The organism is Streptomyces anulatus (assembly GCF_014650675.1).
Classification (GTDB): domain Bacteria; phylum Actinomycetota; class Actinomycetes; order Streptomycetales; family Streptomycetaceae; genus Streptomyces; species Streptomyces anulatus.
Window position 1 is genome coordinate 277298 of record NZ_BMVK01000009.1, and the last position, 16036, is coordinate 293333.

A 16036-nucleotide genomic window follows, 5' to 3' on the forward strand; every position below is an offset into this window, starting at 1 on the left:
TCTGCTCGTCGGTGCGATGGAATTCGGTGCGCCGGTTCGTGGTGCGTACTCCCAGGAGAGAGGTTTGCAGGAGCTGAGCGGTCCGCCCAGAGGAGAATTTCTTCCGGGGAGGGGACCATCCTGGGAAGAAACCTTCCCTCCCACCGGCGGGGTTGTGGGTGAGACAGTGGGCTTATGAGCAGCAACCGCAACGAGCTGGGAGATTTCCTGAAGGCGCGCCGCGCCGAGCTGACCCCGCGTGCCGTCGGCCTGCCCGACAGCGCCGGCCCCCGCCGGGTGGCCGGGCTGCGCAGGGAGGAGGTCGCGCAGCTGGCGGCGTTTTCCACCGACTACTACACGCGCCTGGAGCAGGGCCGCCTGCCCGCCTCGGCGCCGGTGCTGGAGACGCTGGCCGAGGTGCTGCACCTCGATGAGGACCAGTGCCGTTACCTGTTCGGCCTGGCCGGGAAGGAGACCGCCCGGCCGCGCCGCCGCACGGTGCAGAAGGTCCAGCCGCAGCTGCGCAGGGTTCTGGACGACCTGACCTCCACGCCGGCGATCGTGATGGGCCGCCGTATGGACGTCATCGCGTGGAATCCCCTGGCGGCGGCTCTGATCACTGATTTCGGGACGGTACCGGAGAAGCACCGCAATTATGTGCGGATTCTTTTCACCGACCCGATGATGCGCCGCCTGTATGCGGACTGGAAAAGCGTCGCTCGTACGGCGGTTGCGCAATTGCGGATGGAGGCGGCGAAGTATCCGGACGATCCGCGCTTGACCGCGCTGGTCGGGGAGCTGTCCGTGCAGGACGCCGATTTCCGCACGTGGTGGGCCGCCCACCACGTGGCCACGCTCAGCGTGGGTACGAAGGTCCTGCACCATCCCGTGGCCGGGGAACTGTCGCTGGACTGGGACACCCTGAGCGCCAGTACGGACCCGGATCAGCAACTGGTGGTGTGGACGGCCGAGGTCGGCTCTCCCACCCACGACGGGCTGCGGATCCTCGCCTCCTGGGCCGCGGCCCAGCAGCCCGCCGCCGACCTGGCCGACTGACCCGCCCGCCGCCGGTACGCCGTGCCCGCGTGAGGTGGTGGGTGGTGCGGGCGGTGCTGCGGCAGGTCGCGGGGGTGCAGCGGCCCGGTGGCCGGTAGCGTCACGGCACTGCCCGGTGCGCGGCCGTCCCACGAGGCGCGGCCGTCGGTGACGGCCGACAGTAGCTGTTCGCCGGCGGTGGCGATGACGGCGCCGAGTTCGGCGGGCAGGGCGAAGCCGAAGGGGGCTCCCGCTACGCGCAGGTAGCGGTAGGACAGGGCATCGAGGTCAACAGTGGATTCGGCCGTGTCGAGTCGGCCGATGTTGACCACGCCGCCGTCGACGCGAGTGGCGGGAAGACAGGCGGCGAAGGCGGGGCGGCCGACGTAATCGAACACCACGTCCACGCCGTCGGCTCCGGTGGCGTCGATGACCGCCCGGATGAGGTCCCGCTCGCCGGTGACCACAACGGTGTCGGCCCCGGCCCGCTTCAGCAGGTCGTGTTTGGCTGCCGAGCGGGTGGTGGCGATGACCTGTCCGGCGCCGAGGCCTTGGCGATCTGCACGCCGATCAGGCCGATGCTGGAGGTGACTCCGGTGATCAGTACCGACTGTGCGGACCGGAAGCCGCCGGTCATCAGGGCGCCGTGTTCGGTGAGCAGGCCGGTCGGTAGTGCGCACGCGATGTCGTAACCGAGTTCGTCAGGGACGGGCAGGACGTGGCGGTGGTCGGCGAGGACGTACTGGGGCGAAGCTGCCGGGGGCTGTGCCCATCACCCGGTCCCCGATTACGGGGGTGGTCACGCCGTCACCGACGGCGGTGACCTCGCCGGCGAACTGGTAGCCGGCCTGATACTGCTTGCCGGTGCCGCCGGAGGTGGGATCGGCGGCGGCGAGCATGGAGGCGTCGGCGTTGTTGAGGGCGACCGCGTGGGCACGCACCACGATCTGCCCGTGACCAGGTTCGGGTACAGGGACCTCGCGGGTGGTCCACTCGGGTCCGACACCGCTGAACAGGGCGGTCATCGTGTCGGCTATGAGCTGGTCTCCCTTCGTTCGCGAGGGTCAGTGGGCGCGGGTGCGGGGGCCGTTGTACTCCTCGTCGGTGATGTGCTCCAGCCAGGTCGTCTCGGGCCGGTCGTCGTCGGGGGTGGTGCCGTCCCACAGGGCGAGGTGCTGCATGAAGTTCTCCTCGGTGGCGCCGTGCCAGTGTTCCTCGCCGGGCGGGCAGGTCACCGTCTGACCGGGGTGGGCCTCGAAGACGGTGCCGTCGCGGGTACCGATCAGGGCGGTGCCGGCGACGACGTGGAGGGTCTGCCCCACCGCGTGGTGGTGCCAGGCGGTGCGGGCGCTGGGAGCGAAGCGCACCATGTTGGCGCGCAGGCGGGAGGGTTCCTGTCCGGCGTGGATGACGTCGAACCAGACATCTCCGTTGAACCAGCTCTCCGGGCCCTTGCCGGTGGGCTGCGGCTTGACGAACTCCACGGGACGCTCCTTGCTTTCGTGTGGACAGGGGTGAGGGGGAAGTTGGGTCGGTCAGCGTTCCAGCATGGCGCGGCCGGATTCGGTGTGGGTGTCGCCAGCGGCCGGGGGGAGGTTGGAGAGCTTGGCCAGCACCTCGGGGTTGAGCTGGAGGCTGTCGGCGGCGGTGTTCTCCTCGACGCGGGTGACGCGCTTGGTTCCCGGGATGGGGGCGATGTCGTCGCCTTGGGCGAGGAGCCAGGCGATGGCGACCTGCGCGGGTGTGGCGCCGACCTCGGCGGCGATAACCTGGACTTCGTCGGCGAGGGCCAGATTGCGCTGGAAGTTCTCGCCGGTGAACCGCGGGTTGCCGCGCCGGAAGTCGCCCTCTTCGAAGTCGTTCTCGTTGCGGACGGTGCCGGTGAGGAAGCCATGGCCGAGCGGGGAGAACGGAACCAGGCCGATCCCCAGCTCGCGCAGGACCGGCAGGACGCGGTTCTCGATGCCGCGGGTCCACAATGATTACTCGGACTGCACGGCGGTGACGGGGTGCACGGCGTGGGCGCGGCGGATGGTGTCCGGGCCGGCCTCGGACAGCCCGAAGTGCCGCACCTTGCCCTCGGCGATCAGCTCGGCGACGGCGCCCGCGGTCTCCTCGATGGGCGTCTTCGGGTCGACGCGGTGCTGGTAGTACAGGTCGATGTGGTCGGTGCCCAGCCGCTTCAGCGACCCCTCCACGGAGGTACGAATGTTGGCGGGGCTGGAGTTCAGGTTCCAGGCACCGGCGCCGCCGTGGTCGATCATGCCGAACTTGGTGGCCAGCACGACCTGGTCGCGGTGGCCCTTGAGTGCTTGTCCGACGAGGTCTTCGTTGATGTAGGGGCCGTAGATCTCGGCGGTGTCGATGAGGGTGACGCCGAGGTCGATGGCCCGGTGGATGGTGCGAATGGATTCGGCGTCGTCGCTTCTGGCACCGGTCAGGCCGTGGGACATGCCCATCGCCCCCAGACCGATCCGGGAAACCTCCAGTTCACCCAGCTTGACGTGCTTCATAGCCGTTCCTCTCCTGACAGGTTGAACGCGGGTGATTGGCGCGACCGAGCGCCTGAGCGGAGCGCGGAGGGCTATTCCCCGGCAGGGAAGTCCGTGGACGCGGCCAGGTCGCGCTGGGCCTCGAAGTCCTCGATCCGTTTGCGCAGCACCCCAAGGGTGGAGTCCAGTGCCTGGGAGCCGAGCATCATCCGCAGCGGTGCCGGCTCGGTGTCGACGGACTCGATGATGCGGGCCGCCATGCGCTGCGGGTTACCGGGGGCGAGACCGTTGGCCGGGTCGAGCATGGCCTTGAAGGCGTGGGCGGGATTGCCCTCGTACGCATCGATCGGGTCGGCGACCCGGGCGCTGCCGTAGCGGAACTCGGTACGCGCGCCGCCGGGCTCGACGATCGTCACGCCGATGCCGAACGGGGCGACTTCCTGGGCGACCGACTCGGCGAACCCCTCGATGCCCCACTTCGCGGCGTGGTACATGGAGTTGCCGGGGAAGGCGACCTGTCCGCCGTAGGTGGACATCTGCACGATGCGTCCGCCGCCCTGCGCGCGCAGGTGCGGCAGGGCCGCGCGGATCAGGGTGATGGAGCCGGTGAGGTTGGTGGCGAGGATGTGGTCGACCTCGGCGTCGCTGATCTCCTCGGCGGCACCGAACAGGCCGTAGCCGGCGTTGGAGACGATCACGTCGACGCGGCCGGCGGCGAACGCCTCGTCCACCGTCTTGCGGACGGCCGGGGTGTCGGTGACGTCGAGGATCTCCGGACGGAAGGTGTCGGGGTACTGCTCGCTCAGGTCGGCGACCTTGTCCAGGGAGCGGACGGTGCCGATGACAGTGTCGCCGCGCTCCAGGAGCTGGGTGGTCAGGGCGTGGCCGAAGCCGCTGCTGACGCCGGTGATGAGCCAGGTACGAGTGGTCATGCGCGGTCTTCCTTCGCGTTCGGGGCGTCGCCGGCCGGGGAGACGGCGTCGACGGCGGCCAGGGCGTTGAGGGTGCGGGGATAGCCGATGAACGGCAGCAGTCCGGTCAGGACGGCGAGGAGGGTGGCGCGGGTGTTGCCGACGTTGAGGTTGGCCGCGACGTGTCCCTTCACCTGGGCGTCGGCGCCGCCGAGCGCGGTGAGCATCGCGAACGTCAGCAGTTCCCGCGTGGGTACGTCGATGCCGGTGCGGGTGTAGTGGTCGCCGAAGCAGTTGCCGCTCAGGAATCGCTGGATGTGCTGCTCGTCGGCCGGGGCATTCGCGTACATGGAGTCCACGGCCTTCTCCCCGACGATCCGTTTCTGCACCGCCAGGCCCTGCTCCATCCGGGTGTCCGGGCCGGTGGTGGACTGGCCCTCCAGGGGCAATTCGACACCGCGGCCGGTGAGGACGTCGTTGGTGGCGTGCAGGAAGTCGAAGACCCGGGCCATGCCGGCGTACGGCACGGCCTGATAGACGATCTCCTTGGCCTCCACCGGGGTGACACCGATGGTGAGGGCGGCGCCGAGCATGACGCGGTACTCGGCAAGGGCGCCGACGGCGATCATCGCGGCGAGCTGCGTCATCAGCCGGGTTCGCTCCGGCAGCTCGTGAGCGTGCTGCAGGGCCTCGTCGAAGGCGAAGTTGTCGAAGTACTCGATCAGCTCGGGATCAGTGACCGCGAGGGTGGACACATGGCCGGGGAAGAGCCGCTCGTGCGCGGCGCTGGCCGCGGCGTTGGGCTTGCGGGCGGTCACGGGCGCACCACGACCTTGAGGTTGGTCCGGTCATCCATGGCCTGGTACGCGTCGGCGACCTGGTCCAGGGAGACCTCGGCGTCGAAGACCCGGCCCGGGTTGATCCGGCCAGCGAGCACGTCGGCGATCGCGGGCTCCAGGTAGGCGCGCACCGGGGCGGGCCCGCCGGCCAGCTGGGCGTTCTTCCCGAAGAGTGAGCCGAAGCCGACCGGGGCCTCCTCGTACTGCGGGACGCCGACGCGGGAGATGATCCCGCCGGGGCGCACGACGCCGTATGCCTGCTCGTACGCGGGCATCAGCCCGACCGCCTCCAACACGACGTGGGAGCCTGCACCGCCCGTCAGGTCCATCACCTTGGCGATGCCCTCCTCGCCGCGCTCGGCCACGACGTCGGTGGCACCCCACTCCTTGCCGAGGTCGGTGCGGGAGGTGTGCCTGCCCATGAGGATGATCTTTTCGGCACCCATGCGGCGGGAGGCCAGCACGGCGGACAGGCCGACGGAACCGTCGCCGATCACGGTCACGGTCTTGCCGGGTTCGACCCGGCCCATGTGGGCGGCGTGGTAGCCGGTGAGGTACACGTCGCTCAGCGCCAGCAGCGAGGGCAGCAGCGCGGTGTCGACGTCCGTGGGGATCTTGACCAAAGTGCCGTCAGCCTGGGGCACGCGGATGGCCTCGGCCTGCGCCCCGCCGACGCCGCCGGCGCCGTACCAGCCGCCGTGCGGGCAGGCGGTGTGGAAGCCGTCGCGGCAGATCGGACAGGTGTTGTCGGCGAACGCGAACGGGGAAACGACGAAGTCACCACGCTTGAGGCCGCGGACCTCGGAGCCGGTCTCCTCGACGACGCCGAGGAACTCGTGCCCCATCGGCACGCCCTCGTCGGCCTTCTCCATCGAGTGGTACGGGTGCAGGTCGGAGCCGCAGACACAGGCCAGGGTGATCCGGACGATCGCGTCCGTGGGATCGACGATCTGCGGGTCCGGGACGTTCTCGACCCGGACGTCACCGGGGCCGTACATGAAGGTGGCACGCATGAGGATCTTGCCTTTCGTTACTGCTGGGGGTGCGGTGTGAGCCGGGATGTGCCGACGATCTCCTCCCCGGACGTCGGCGGTGTCGACGATGTTGACGCCCGCGTCGGGGCGCGGGGGGAACGGCTCCTCGCTCGTGTGGTGGTTCAGTCGTTCGCCGTGGGGACGGCGGTGCCGGTGTCGGCCCAGCTGGCCAGGAGGCCGAGGGCTTCCCGCTCCCGGGAGTCCGGTTCGGGGGTGTAGAAGTTCAGGCGCAGGCCGGGGTCGGAGGGCAGTTCCATCGCCTCGTAGGGGAGCGCGAGGTCGCCGACGAGGGGGTGATGGAGGTTCTTCACACCGGAGCGGTGGAATTTCACGTCGTGCCGGGCCCAGCGGCGTGCGAAGTCGTCGCTGCGCGTGGTCAGCTCGCCGATCAGGTCGGTCAGCGCCTTGTCGTGCGGCGAGCGACCGGTCTCGGTGCGCAGGAAGGCGACGGCGTCGTTGGCTCCCTTGTCCCAGTCGGTCCAGAAGTCCTTGCTTACGGGGTCCAGGAACATGAAGCGGGCACTGTTGACCGGCCCGCGCTGCGCGAACAGCGGTGAGTCGTAGACCGGCGCGTACAGTGCCCGGCCCAGTGTGTTGGCGGCCAGGATGTCGAAGCGGGCGTTGCGGACGTAGGCCGGCACGTCGGTCATGGAGTCGAGCAGACGCATGATCGTCGGCCGGACCCGCGACGAGGTCGCCGCGGGCCGCCGTCCGGACGGTGAGGCCGCGCGGGCGAGGTCGTAGAGGTGAGTTCGCTCGGCCTCGTCAAGCTGCAGGGCATGTGCGAGGGCTTCGAGCACCGAGTCCGAGGCTCCGCCAAGGTTTCCGCGCTCCAGCCGGACATAGTAGTCCACGCTCACGCCCGCCAGCATGGCGACTTCCTCCCGGCGCAGCCCCGCGACGCGCCGCTGCCCCCCGTAGACCTGGAGCCCGGCCTGCTGCGGGGAGAGCCGTGCGCGGCGGGTGCTGAGGAACTCGCGCACCTCGGCGGCCACGTCCTTCTTGATGTTGTCGGCCATGCTCAGATCCTGGTGTTGTCGTCGGCAGCGCCTGCGGCGGACAGCACTGTGCGGGGACCGGTACGGAGCGGGCTCGTCGCGGGCCGCACTCGCGCGCCGGTGAGCACGGCGTGCCCGGGACGGGACGCCGGTTCCGGATGAGCCGGGTACCTCGGCCCCCGAGCTGGCGTCGGCATCGGGTACTGCGGCACGACGGCCTCCTTCTGATCAGCCCGCATGTCCTGCGGCTTCTCCACGGTAGGTCCGTCCGAGCGGACCTGCGAGGTAGTGCCAGTACGCGGAAGAGCAGTGATTCCCACACCTGCCCCGACGTGCAGTTACCTGGGAAGGGCCAGAGACTGGCGGCCCGGGACCGGGCCCGAACCCGCAGCCGAATCGAAGGAACACCGTGCACGCAGCAGCCACCCGCGGGAGCGACGCCACCGGCCCGAACCGTTCCGGGATCCTCAATGCGCCGAGAGCCGCTGAGGGCACCACGTCATCCCCGCTGACGCGTCCTAACCCACGCGGGCCGGCTGGGGCTCCGGCCCGCCCGGCGCTGATCCTCACGATCATCTGCGTCAGCTATTTCATGGTCATCCTCGACAATTCGATCGTGTTCACCGGGCTGCCGCAGATCCGCTCCGACATGGGATTCTCCGAGACCGGCCTGTCCTGGATCACCAACGCCTACGTCCTGGTCTTCGGCGGGCTGCTCCTGCTGGGGGCCCGGGCAGGTGACATGTTCGGCCACCGCAGGGTGTTCCTGTTCTCCCTGGTCGTCTTCTCCCTGACTTCGCTCCTGGTGGGCGCCGCGCAGACCCAGTGGTGGCTGATCGGTGCCCGTGCGCTCCAGGGCGTCGGCGCCGCCGTCCTGGCGCCCTCCGCGTTGTCCCTGCTCACGCGCAGTTTCGCCGAGGGCCGTGCCCGCACCCGGGCGATGGCCGCCTACAGCGCCGTCGCCGGCCTCGGCGCCGCGCTCGGCCTGGTCGTCGGAGGGCTGGCCGCGGACCTGCTCTCGTGGCGGGCCGGCTTCTTTCTCAACGTGCCGGTCGGCGTCCTGATGATGGTGATGGCCCTGCGGTTCCTGCCCGAGACCGACCGCCGGGGCGGCCGTTTCGATGTGCCCGGGGCGCTGCTCGCGACGCTCGGTTCTACCGCCCTCGTGCTCGGCATCGTCGACGCCGCCGACTTCGGCTGGACCGCTCCGGCCACCCTGGTACCGCTGGCAGCGGGCGTGGTGATGCTGGCGCTGTTCGTGCCGGTGGAGCGGCGGGCCGCACAGCCGATCGTGCCTCTACGGCTGTTCGCCAGCCGGGAGCGCTCCGGCGCGTATGTCACCCGGATGCTCTACATGGGCGCGATGATCGGGTTCTTCTTCACCGCCCAGTTCGTGCAGAGCGTCTATCACTGGACGCCGCTGCAGGCCGGTCTCGCGTTCCTGCCGATGACGCTGGTCAATTTCGTCTTCGCCGTGCAGGTGCCCCGGCTTCTGGACCGGGTCGCACTGCCGCTGGTGCTCCTGTGCGGAGTCGTCCTGACCGCGGCCGGCATGGTGTGGCTGAGCCGTCTCGGTCTGCACACGCCCTACCTGACAGGTGTGGCACTGCCGATGGTGCTCATCGGCGCCGGCCAGGGCCTGGCTCTGGCTCCCATGACCTCCAGCGGCGTCGACGGCGTCGCGCCCGAGGACGCGGGGGCCGGCTCGGGACTGGTCAACACCGTGCACCAGATCGGCAGCGCGCTGGCACTGAGCTTCTCGGTGAAGGCAGCGCCTTCCGGGACTGTCCCGCAACGGGCGACCTCGTCGAGAAGGGGTTCCAGGACCCGATGTGCGGCTTGCGGGCTCCGAGGGGCGCGGGCGCGAGGGGCGGGAGTCGGCCGGGGTTGCTGCGGGGTGACGACGTGTCCGGTGCGGGAGAGTTCGTTCGCGAGCCAGGCGGGGAGTGGAGCCGGCTGCCGGACATCTCCGAGGGGCTCGTAGGTTCCCTGGCGGGTACGGGTGGTGGGGGCCACGATGTAGCCGCCCTCGGCTCGCACGTCGACCTGCCAGGCGAGAGCGACCTTCGGGCTGGAGCCGGCGGAGGACCGGTACCGGACCCCGCCAGTGGGGAGCCGGTACCAGATGTGGAGGCCGCCAGAGGGGGTGCTCACCCGCAGCGTAGTGGTGTCCTGGGTGGGGTCGGCTTGCTGACGGTAGGCGGCCAGGAGTGCCATGGTGTCGAAGCCGGAAGCGAGACCGTCAAGGTCGACCGAGTCGTGGATCTGGATTCCCGGGAGGAGACGGCTTCGGTCGGGGACGGGCGCGCTGTGGGCGTCGATGTCGATCACGATGAGGTTGGCTGGTCCGCAGGCGACCCCGACTCCGGCGTCGGGGCTGGTGGTCCACCAGCTGTCGATGTTCCGCGGGTCGGTGGTGCCGGCGTGGAAGCCGTGGCACGGGCGTCCTGCCCCGGGGCAGGGGCATGTCCGGGGGTCGTGGTGCTGGGCCCTGCAGGCGGGGCAGTTCGCTTGAGGAGTCTTCCTCCCCGGAGCCAGTGGGTGCACTGGCCATCCGTTTCCTGCGCACCAGCGGGCCAGCACGAGTGAGGACACGGCCTTGCCGGGAGGGCCCGCGGGGGGCGTCTCGTCTCGGCGGCGCACGTAGTTGTCCTCGTTCATCAGGTCACAGGGCTTTGACCCCTGCTGCCCATGGGTTGAAACCTGCTGGTCAGCTGCTTGCCGTGCCGGCAGTAGGGACTGAAGGGACTGTCTTTCCGAATGAGTGTAGAGCTCGGCTCCTGGAATAGGTGGGGGAACTCCCCCGCGAGTCGCTATCGAACTTCTCAGTCCCTTCAGTCCCTTCACACTTCCCGCTCTTCAGGAGGGGCGAAGGGCCGTTCGATCCGGCCTGGTCGACGGCGGCAGGGCCTCACGTGAGGGCGTCAAGGTTCGGTCCCTGCGTTCAGTCCCTGTGTGTTCTTGCAGGTCAGAGCGCATCCGCATCCCTGAACAGGGACTGAAGGGACTCAAGTTCCTAATTATCAGCCAGCAGGGGGAACGATGTAGACAGGATTCACGCGCCTGCATACGCGCGCTCACGTAGTCGCACGATAACCCTCAACTTGAGTCCCTTCAGTCCCTGTTCAGGGGGCTACATGGTGCCTGACCTGCTCTTTTACGGAGGGACTGAACGTAGGGACTGAACCGTGGAGTTCCTTGCCTTCGGGATCTCCTTGGCCTGGAAGAGCTGATCCTCGTCGACGGCTAAGGCCTCCCGCTCTCGCTGTCCCTGACCGGCGGAAACCGTAACGACGTCACGCAGCTGATGCCCCTGCTCGCCAAGATCCAGTCGGTCCCAGGACTCGTGGGACGTCACGTTTACGGCCTGAGGAGGAAGCCCGCGAAGGCTCGTCGGAGTTTAAGGGCGGGCTCCGGAGCTGGAGACGGACCCGACGCTCGCGCTAGACGCCGTTGCGGCCGCTGACGAGGCTGCCAAGCAGGCCGCCGCAGCAGCGGCCGTCTCCGGCAGATGCATTGGGCGCTGGGAGGGGCCAGAGGAAGCTGGCGCGCCTTCCGTACCCAGGTCAGGGAGGTGGGTCCTTCAGATGCTGCTCCGGGGCCAGTGTGCTGCCCCGCTCGAACTCGGCCTGATAGCGGGCCTCGTCCAGCGCAGCCCTGACCCGGGTGGTGATGCGGTCCACGTCGAAGCGCTCGCCGCCCCGCAGGGGCGCCTGGACCGACTGCCTGGCCGCCGTGGCCGCCCCGAGGAGGCGGGCCGCGTGCTCGGAGTGACCGGCCAGCGACTGGGCCCCGGCCAGGCCCTCCAGGGCCAGCGCCACCGCCCGCGGGTTCCCGGTGCCGCGGGCGGCGGCGTGGGCGTCCAGTTGCAGAGCCAGGGCGGCCGGGGCGTCGCCCCGGGCCTCCGCGACGAAGCCCAGCTCGGCCAGGATCACCGAGGGCCTGGCCGGCTCGTAACTCATCTGGCGGTGCAGGTCGAGCACCCGGGTCAGATGCCGCTCGGCCGCGTCGAGGTCTCCAGCCCGGCGCGCCCCGAGGGCGAGGCCGATCTCGGCGTACTGCTCCCCGAAGCTGTCCGACTGCCCGGCGGCGAGCCGTGCCGCGCGCTCATGGAACTCCTTGGCCCGAGGCAGGTCCCCGGTCAGCAGCGCGACCCGACCGAGGCCTGAGAGCTGGAAAGACGCCTGCGGCCAGAGCCCCAGGTCCTCCGCCATCCGCAGGCCCTCCCGGTACAGCCGTCCGGCCCGCTGGTAGTCGCCCACGGTTTCGGCCAGCGTCCCGAGCGGCACCGATGCCTGGAGCTGCCCCCACTGGTCGCCCAGCTCACGGAAGAGCGCGAGGCTCTGCTCGCCGTCCCGCCGCAACGTGTTGAGGTCGCCCCGCTGATTCGCGTGGAAGGTCCGGCTGCCCAGGGCAGCCGCCATACCCCAGCGGTCGCCGAGCGACCGGAAGGTGGCCAGGGCCCGGTGGACCAGCTCCTCGCTCGGCCCCACGTCGCCGATCCCGTAGAGGCTGGACCCGAGGAACCACTGGGCCCGCGCCCGCCCGCCCGGATCGGCCAGCTCCTCGTAGGGTCGCAGCGCAGTGCGGTACTCCGCCAGCGGGTCGGCGACGCCGCCGAGCACCAGCTTGAAGCCGCCCAGCAGGGCCGTGGCCTTGGCCACCGCGGTCGGCGCCGCCCCACCGAGGGACAGCGCCACGGTCAGGGACCGCTTCGCCTCGTTGCTCCGGCCGCGCAGGTACCAGTACCAGCTGAGGGCGTTGGCGAGACGCAGCGCGCAGTCGGCGTTGCCGAGCTGCGCCGCGTAGTCGAACGCGGTCCGCAGATTCGCGGTTTCGGCGTCCAGGCGATGCAGCCACTGCCGCTGGCCGTGGCCCCGCAGATGCGGCTCGGCGCGCTCGGCGAGACCGGTGTAGTAGTCGCAGTGCCTGCGCCGGAGGTCCTCGAACTCGCCCTTCTCCACGAGGCGTTCGACGCAGTATGCGGTGACCGATTCGAGCAGCTGGTATCGGGGCCCGTCCGTCCCGTCGGTCATGACCACCAGCGACCAGTCCACCAGCCGGGCGACGACGTCGAGCACCTCCGTACGGTCCAGGTCGTCCGCCGCGCAGATCTCCTCGGCGGCGTCGAGGGTGCAGCCGTCGGCGTGTACGGCCAGCCGCCCGAGCACCACTCGTTCCTGGTCGCCGAGCAGTTCCCAACTCCAGTCGATCACGGCCCTCAGGGTGCGCTGCCGCGCCGGGGCGCTGCGCGCGCCCACCGCGAGCAGGTGGAACCGGTCGTCCAGGCGGGCCGCCAGCTCACGTACCCCCAACGCCCGCACCCGGGTAGCGGCCATCTCCAGGGCCAGCGGAATGCCGTCGAGGCGCCGGCAGATCGAGACAACCGCCTCGACGTTGCTCGCGGCGAGTACGAAATTCGGGGCCGCCGCGGTCGCCCGTGCCACAAACAGCTCCACCGCGCTGTACCGGCGTACGGACTCGGGGTCGAGCCCCGCCGCGGGCTCGGGCCCTCGCAGCGGCGGCACCTCCTGGAGGTATTCACCGGTGATACCCAGGGGCACCTGACTGGTGGCAATGATCCTCAAGGCGGGCGCGGCCTTGAGGAGTTGGTCGGTCAGCTCGGCGACCGGGCCGACCACATGCTCGCAGTTGTCGAACACCAACAGGGCTGGCCGCTCGCCCAGCGCCTGGGCGACACGAACGGTCATTGAGGGCGCCGCGCCCCCGGACCCCGGTCCCGGTCCCGAGGCCGTGTCGTCCCGGACTCGGAGAACCGACCCGAGCAACTCGTGTACCGCGACCTGCGCGGCGGCGGCACCTTTCCCCCGGTCGGCGCTCGACGGGGAGGGGTCGAGCGCACCGAACTCGACCAGCCGTACGCCGCCGGGGAACTCGGCTCCGACCTGCGCGGCGGTCGAGAGAGCCAGCTGCGTCTTGCCCACCCCGCCCGGACCGATGAGCGTGACCAACCTGTTCGCGCCCAGCAGCTCCCGGAGCTCGCCGAGCGCCTCGGACCTGCCGATCAAGCCGGTGAGGGAGGCCGGCAGATTCGTCGGCGGGCTGGCCGCGGCAGTGTCGGGTTCGGGGGCGGCAGTCAGCGCCGCGTCCTGGGTGAGGATCGACTGGTGCAGGGCCGTCAGCTCGGGGCTGGGGTCCAGACCCAGGTTTTCGGCCAGGTGTCCACGCAGGTCGGCGTAGCTGCTGAGGGCCGCGCTCTGCCGGCCCGCACGGTAGAGCGCCCGCACATGAGCGGCGCGCAGCCGTTCCCTAAGGGGGTGCAGGTCCACCACATCACCGAGTTCGTCGGCCACCAGCGCGTGTTCACCGAGGTTCAGACGGGCCTCGGCCTGCTCCTCCAGCGCGGTCAGCCGCTGCTCCTCCAGCCGGTCCCGCGCGGGCCGGGTGAACTCTTCGTCGGCGAAGTCGGCGAAGGCGGGCCCCCGCCACAACGCCAGCGCGTCTGCCAGCAGGGCGGCGCGCACCCGGGAGTCCTCGGTCGCCCGCGACCGTGTCATCAGGTCGCGGAACCGGTCCGCGTCCACCGCGTCGGCGCCCGCCCGCAGCTGGTATCCCGGCGAATGGGACACCACGAGGTCCCGGCCGCCCGGCTCGGCGTCCTCAAGCGCCCGCCGCAGCTGCCACACCTTGTGCTGGAGCGCGCCTGCCGGGTTGTTGGACGGCCTCGTGGTCCATAGGTCATCGATCAGCCTGTCCGCGGAGACCGCTCGTCCCTGGTGGGCCAGAAGGCAGGCCAGCAGAGCGCGGACTTTGAGCTCCGGGATCCGGACTGGTCGTCCGTCCCCCGTCCACACCGCTAACGAACCGAGAACCCCGAAATTCATGTGATCACGCTAACCCAGCGCAGAGGGCAAGGACAGGACGATAGTGGTCCGGCGGGCGGCCGGGCCCGGCCCGTGAGCGCCGGCGCTCGGTGCCGCCGAGGTGCCGCTGGCAAGGGGCCGAGCCCGCGGCGGACCGCGTGGAATGTACGGGAGGACGCCGGCCCGGGCCGTGGAGTCCTGGGCCGGTGTTCTCCCTCTGGTTCCCGGTGCCTGATTACCCGTTCCCGCCGGAGGGGCTCAGGTGGTCGAGAGCGAGTCCTCGCCCTTTTCCTCCCGCTCCTTCGGAGCGTTGCCGGACGGGACGGCCCCGCGGCTCTTGCGCAGCAGCGTGAACGCGAACGTCGCGCTGATCGCGGTGACGACGGCGCACGCGATGCCGATCGCGTTCAGCCCGCTGGCGTAGGCGTCCGATGCGGCAGCCAGCAGGCTGTCGGCGGCATCGGACGGCAGTTCGCGAGCTGCCTTGAGCGCGCCCTCCATGCTCCCCTCGGCGGAGTCGGCCGCGCCGGACGGTGTGCCGTCGGGCACGTCGAGCGAGCTGCGGTAGACCGCGGTGCCCAGGCTGCCGAGCGTGGCGATGCCGAGTGCGGTGCCCAGATCACCGCTGATGGAGGAGAGCGCCGCCGCGGAGCCGCCCCGCTCCGGCGGGACCGACCCGACGACCAGGTTGGTGCCGAGCGCCCCGAAGGTGCCGACGCCGATGAAAGTGATCACGAAGCCGGTGATCAGCAGCGGCATCCCACCGACAGGGCCGACGAAGATGAGGAGCACGTAACCGATCATGCCGATCAGCAGGCTCACCCCGATGACGGTGCTGAGAGGGTGCTGCTTGGCGAAGATCGGCGCCAGCTGCGCCGCGAGGATCGACGCGATGGCCGCGGGCACCATCCACAGGCCCGCTTCCAGCGGCGAATAGCCCTCCACCATCTGGACGAACCCGGTGATGAACAGGTAGCCGCCGCCGGTGCCCAGCATGGAGACCATGAGGATCAGCAGTGCGGCGGTGAACGCGCCGATCTTGAAGAGCTTCAGGTCCAGCAGCGGATCGTCGAGCTTGCCCTGACGCGACAGGAACACCGCGCCGACCGCCAGGCCGAGGACGATCGAGAGGACCGGCACCAGCTCGACGCCATAACGCGCGAGCTCCTTCAGCCCGTAGATGATCGCCAGGATCGACACCAGCGACAGCAGGACGCTGAGCAGGTCGATCTTGCCGGCGTTGGGGTTCTTGTACTCCGGCAGGACAAAGGGAGCGACGATCAGCAGCACCACCATGACGGGCACCCCGATGAGGAACACCGAGCCCCACCAGAAGTACTCCAGCATCGCGCCGCCGACGACCGGCCCGAGCGCGGTGCCGCCCATGAAGCAACTGGCCCACACCGCGATGGCGCGACCACGCTGGTACGGGTCCTCGAACATGTTGCTGATGAGGGCGAGGGTGGACGGCATCAGGGTGGCGGCGGCGATGCCGAGCAGGGCGCGGGTGGCGATCAGACCTTCCGCGCTGGTGGAGTAGGCGGCGGCGATCGAGGTGATGCCGACGGCCGTCGCACCAATCAGCAGCAGCTTGCGGCGGCCGATCCGGTCGCCCAGCGTGCCCATGGTGATCAGGAAGCCGGCGATCAGGAAGCCGTATATGTCCATGATCCACAGCGTCTGGGTACCGGTGGGGTTCAGACCCTCGGCGAGGTGGGGCAGGGCCAGGTACAACACGCTCTGGTCGAGGGAGATCAGCAGGGTGGGCAGGGCCAGCACCGCCAGTCCCACCCACTCCCGCGTCCCGGCCTTCCGGACCGGGGCCTCGGGGGCATTCGATGACATGGCATTCCTTTCCTGGGCCTGGTACGTGATCAGGCGTCGTTGCGTACGTGTATGGCCGCGGGGTCCAGGGCGTGCCCGG

11 protein-coding genes and 3 pseudogenes are annotated in these 16036 nt (G+C 70.2%); 3 read left to right on the forward strand and 11 right to left on the reverse strand.

Going from position 1 to position 16036, the window contains the following annotated elements:
- Nucleotides 1-174: 174 nt before the first annotated feature.
- Nucleotides 175-1035, forward strand: a complete 861-nt coding sequence (locus IE272_RS23405) for a helix-turn-helix domain-containing protein (RefSeq protein WP_190007818.1) — start codon at nt 175-177, stop codon at nt 1033-1035.
- Here the strand turns inward: IE272_RS23405 and IE272_RS23410 are convergent.
- From IE272_RS23410 to IE272_RS23440, 8 genes and pseudogenes are all read right to left on the reverse strand, one after another.
- Nucleotides 924-1694, reverse strand: coding sequence for a zinc-binding dehydrogenase (locus IE272_RS23410; RefSeq protein ID WP_229897477.1), 771 nt, complete (start codon nt 1692-1694; stop codon nt 924-926). The genes IE272_RS23405 and IE272_RS23410 overlap by 112 nt on opposite strands.
- Before the next feature lie 21 nt (nt 1695-1715).
- A complete protein-coding gene (locus IE272_RS38810; protein ID WP_229897484.1) occupies nt 1716-2039 on the reverse strand; it encodes an alcohol dehydrogenase catalytic domain-containing protein in 324 nt (107 codons plus the stop codon).
- A gap of 39 nt (nt 2040-2078) precedes the next feature.
- Nucleotides 2079-2498 (reverse strand): (R)-mandelonitrile lyase, encoded by a 420-nt coding sequence (locus IE272_RS23415; protein ID WP_050361404.1) that lies wholly within the window; start codon nt 2496-2498, stop codon nt 2079-2081.
- Between the two features lie 51 nt (nt 2499-2549).
- Nucleotides 2550-3527: pseudogene (locus IE272_RS23420) on the reverse strand (aldo/keto reductase).
- 71 nt (nt 3528-3598) lie between these two features.
- Nucleotides 3599-4438, reverse strand: a complete 840-nt coding sequence (locus tag IE272_RS23425) for an SDR family oxidoreductase (protein ID WP_050361406.1) — start codon at nt 4436-4438, stop codon at nt 3599-3601.
- Nucleotides 4435-5235, reverse strand: coding sequence for a carboxymuconolactone decarboxylase family protein (locus tag IE272_RS23430; protein WP_050361407.1), 801 nt, complete (start codon nt 5233-5235; stop codon nt 4435-4437). Before IE272_RS23430 ends, IE272_RS23425 begins: the two co-directional genes overlap by 4 nt.
- Nucleotides 5232-6269 carry an alcohol dehydrogenase catalytic domain-containing protein gene (locus IE272_RS23435; protein WP_190007821.1) on the reverse strand — a complete coding sequence of 346 codons (1038 nt, stop codon included), beginning with the start codon at nt 6267-6269 and terminating at the stop codon, nt 5232-5234. The genes IE272_RS23430 and IE272_RS23435 overlap by 4 nt, the downstream gene beginning before the upstream one ends.
- A gap of 143 nt (nt 6270-6412) precedes the next feature.
- Entirely contained in the window at nt 6413-7309 is an 897-nt protein-coding gene (locus tag IE272_RS23440; RefSeq protein WP_050361408.1) for a helix-turn-helix transcriptional regulator, read from the reverse strand.
- A gap of 595 nt (nt 7310-7904) precedes the next feature.
- Here IE272_RS23440 and IE272_RS23445 point away from each other — a divergent pair.
- Nucleotides 7905-9272 (forward strand): MFS transporter, encoded by a 1368-nt coding sequence (locus IE272_RS23445; protein ID WP_308433870.1) that lies wholly within the window; start codon nt 7905-7907, stop codon nt 9270-9272.
- A gap of 11 nt (nt 9273-9283) precedes the next feature.
- Here the strand turns inward: IE272_RS23445 and IE272_RS23450 are convergent.
- Nucleotides 9284-9949: pseudogene (locus IE272_RS23450) on the reverse strand (bifunctional DNA primase/polymerase); the annotation flags it as partial.
- 589 nt (nt 9950-10538) lie between these two features.
- Between IE272_RS23450 and IE272_RS39335 the strand changes: the two are divergent.
- A pseudogene (locus tag IE272_RS39335) lies at nt 10539-10670 on the forward strand (IS5/IS1182 family transposase); the annotation flags it as partial.
- A 184-nt stretch (nt 10671-10854) separates the two neighbouring features.
- On the opposite strand, the gene IE272_RS23455 reads toward IE272_RS39335, so the two are convergent.
- On the reverse strand, nt 10855-14133 hold the full coding sequence (locus tag IE272_RS23455; RefSeq protein ID WP_050361411.1) for an ATP-binding protein: 3279 nt from the start codon (nt 14131-14133) through the stop codon (nt 10855-10857).
- Between the two features lie 237 nt (nt 14134-14370).
- Nucleotides 14371-15957: an MFS transporter gene (locus tag IE272_RS23460; protein ID WP_050361412.1), complete on the reverse strand. Its 1587-nt coding sequence runs from the start codon at nt 15955-15957 to the stop codon at nt 14371-14373.
- Nucleotides 15958-16036 lie beyond the last annotated feature (79 nt).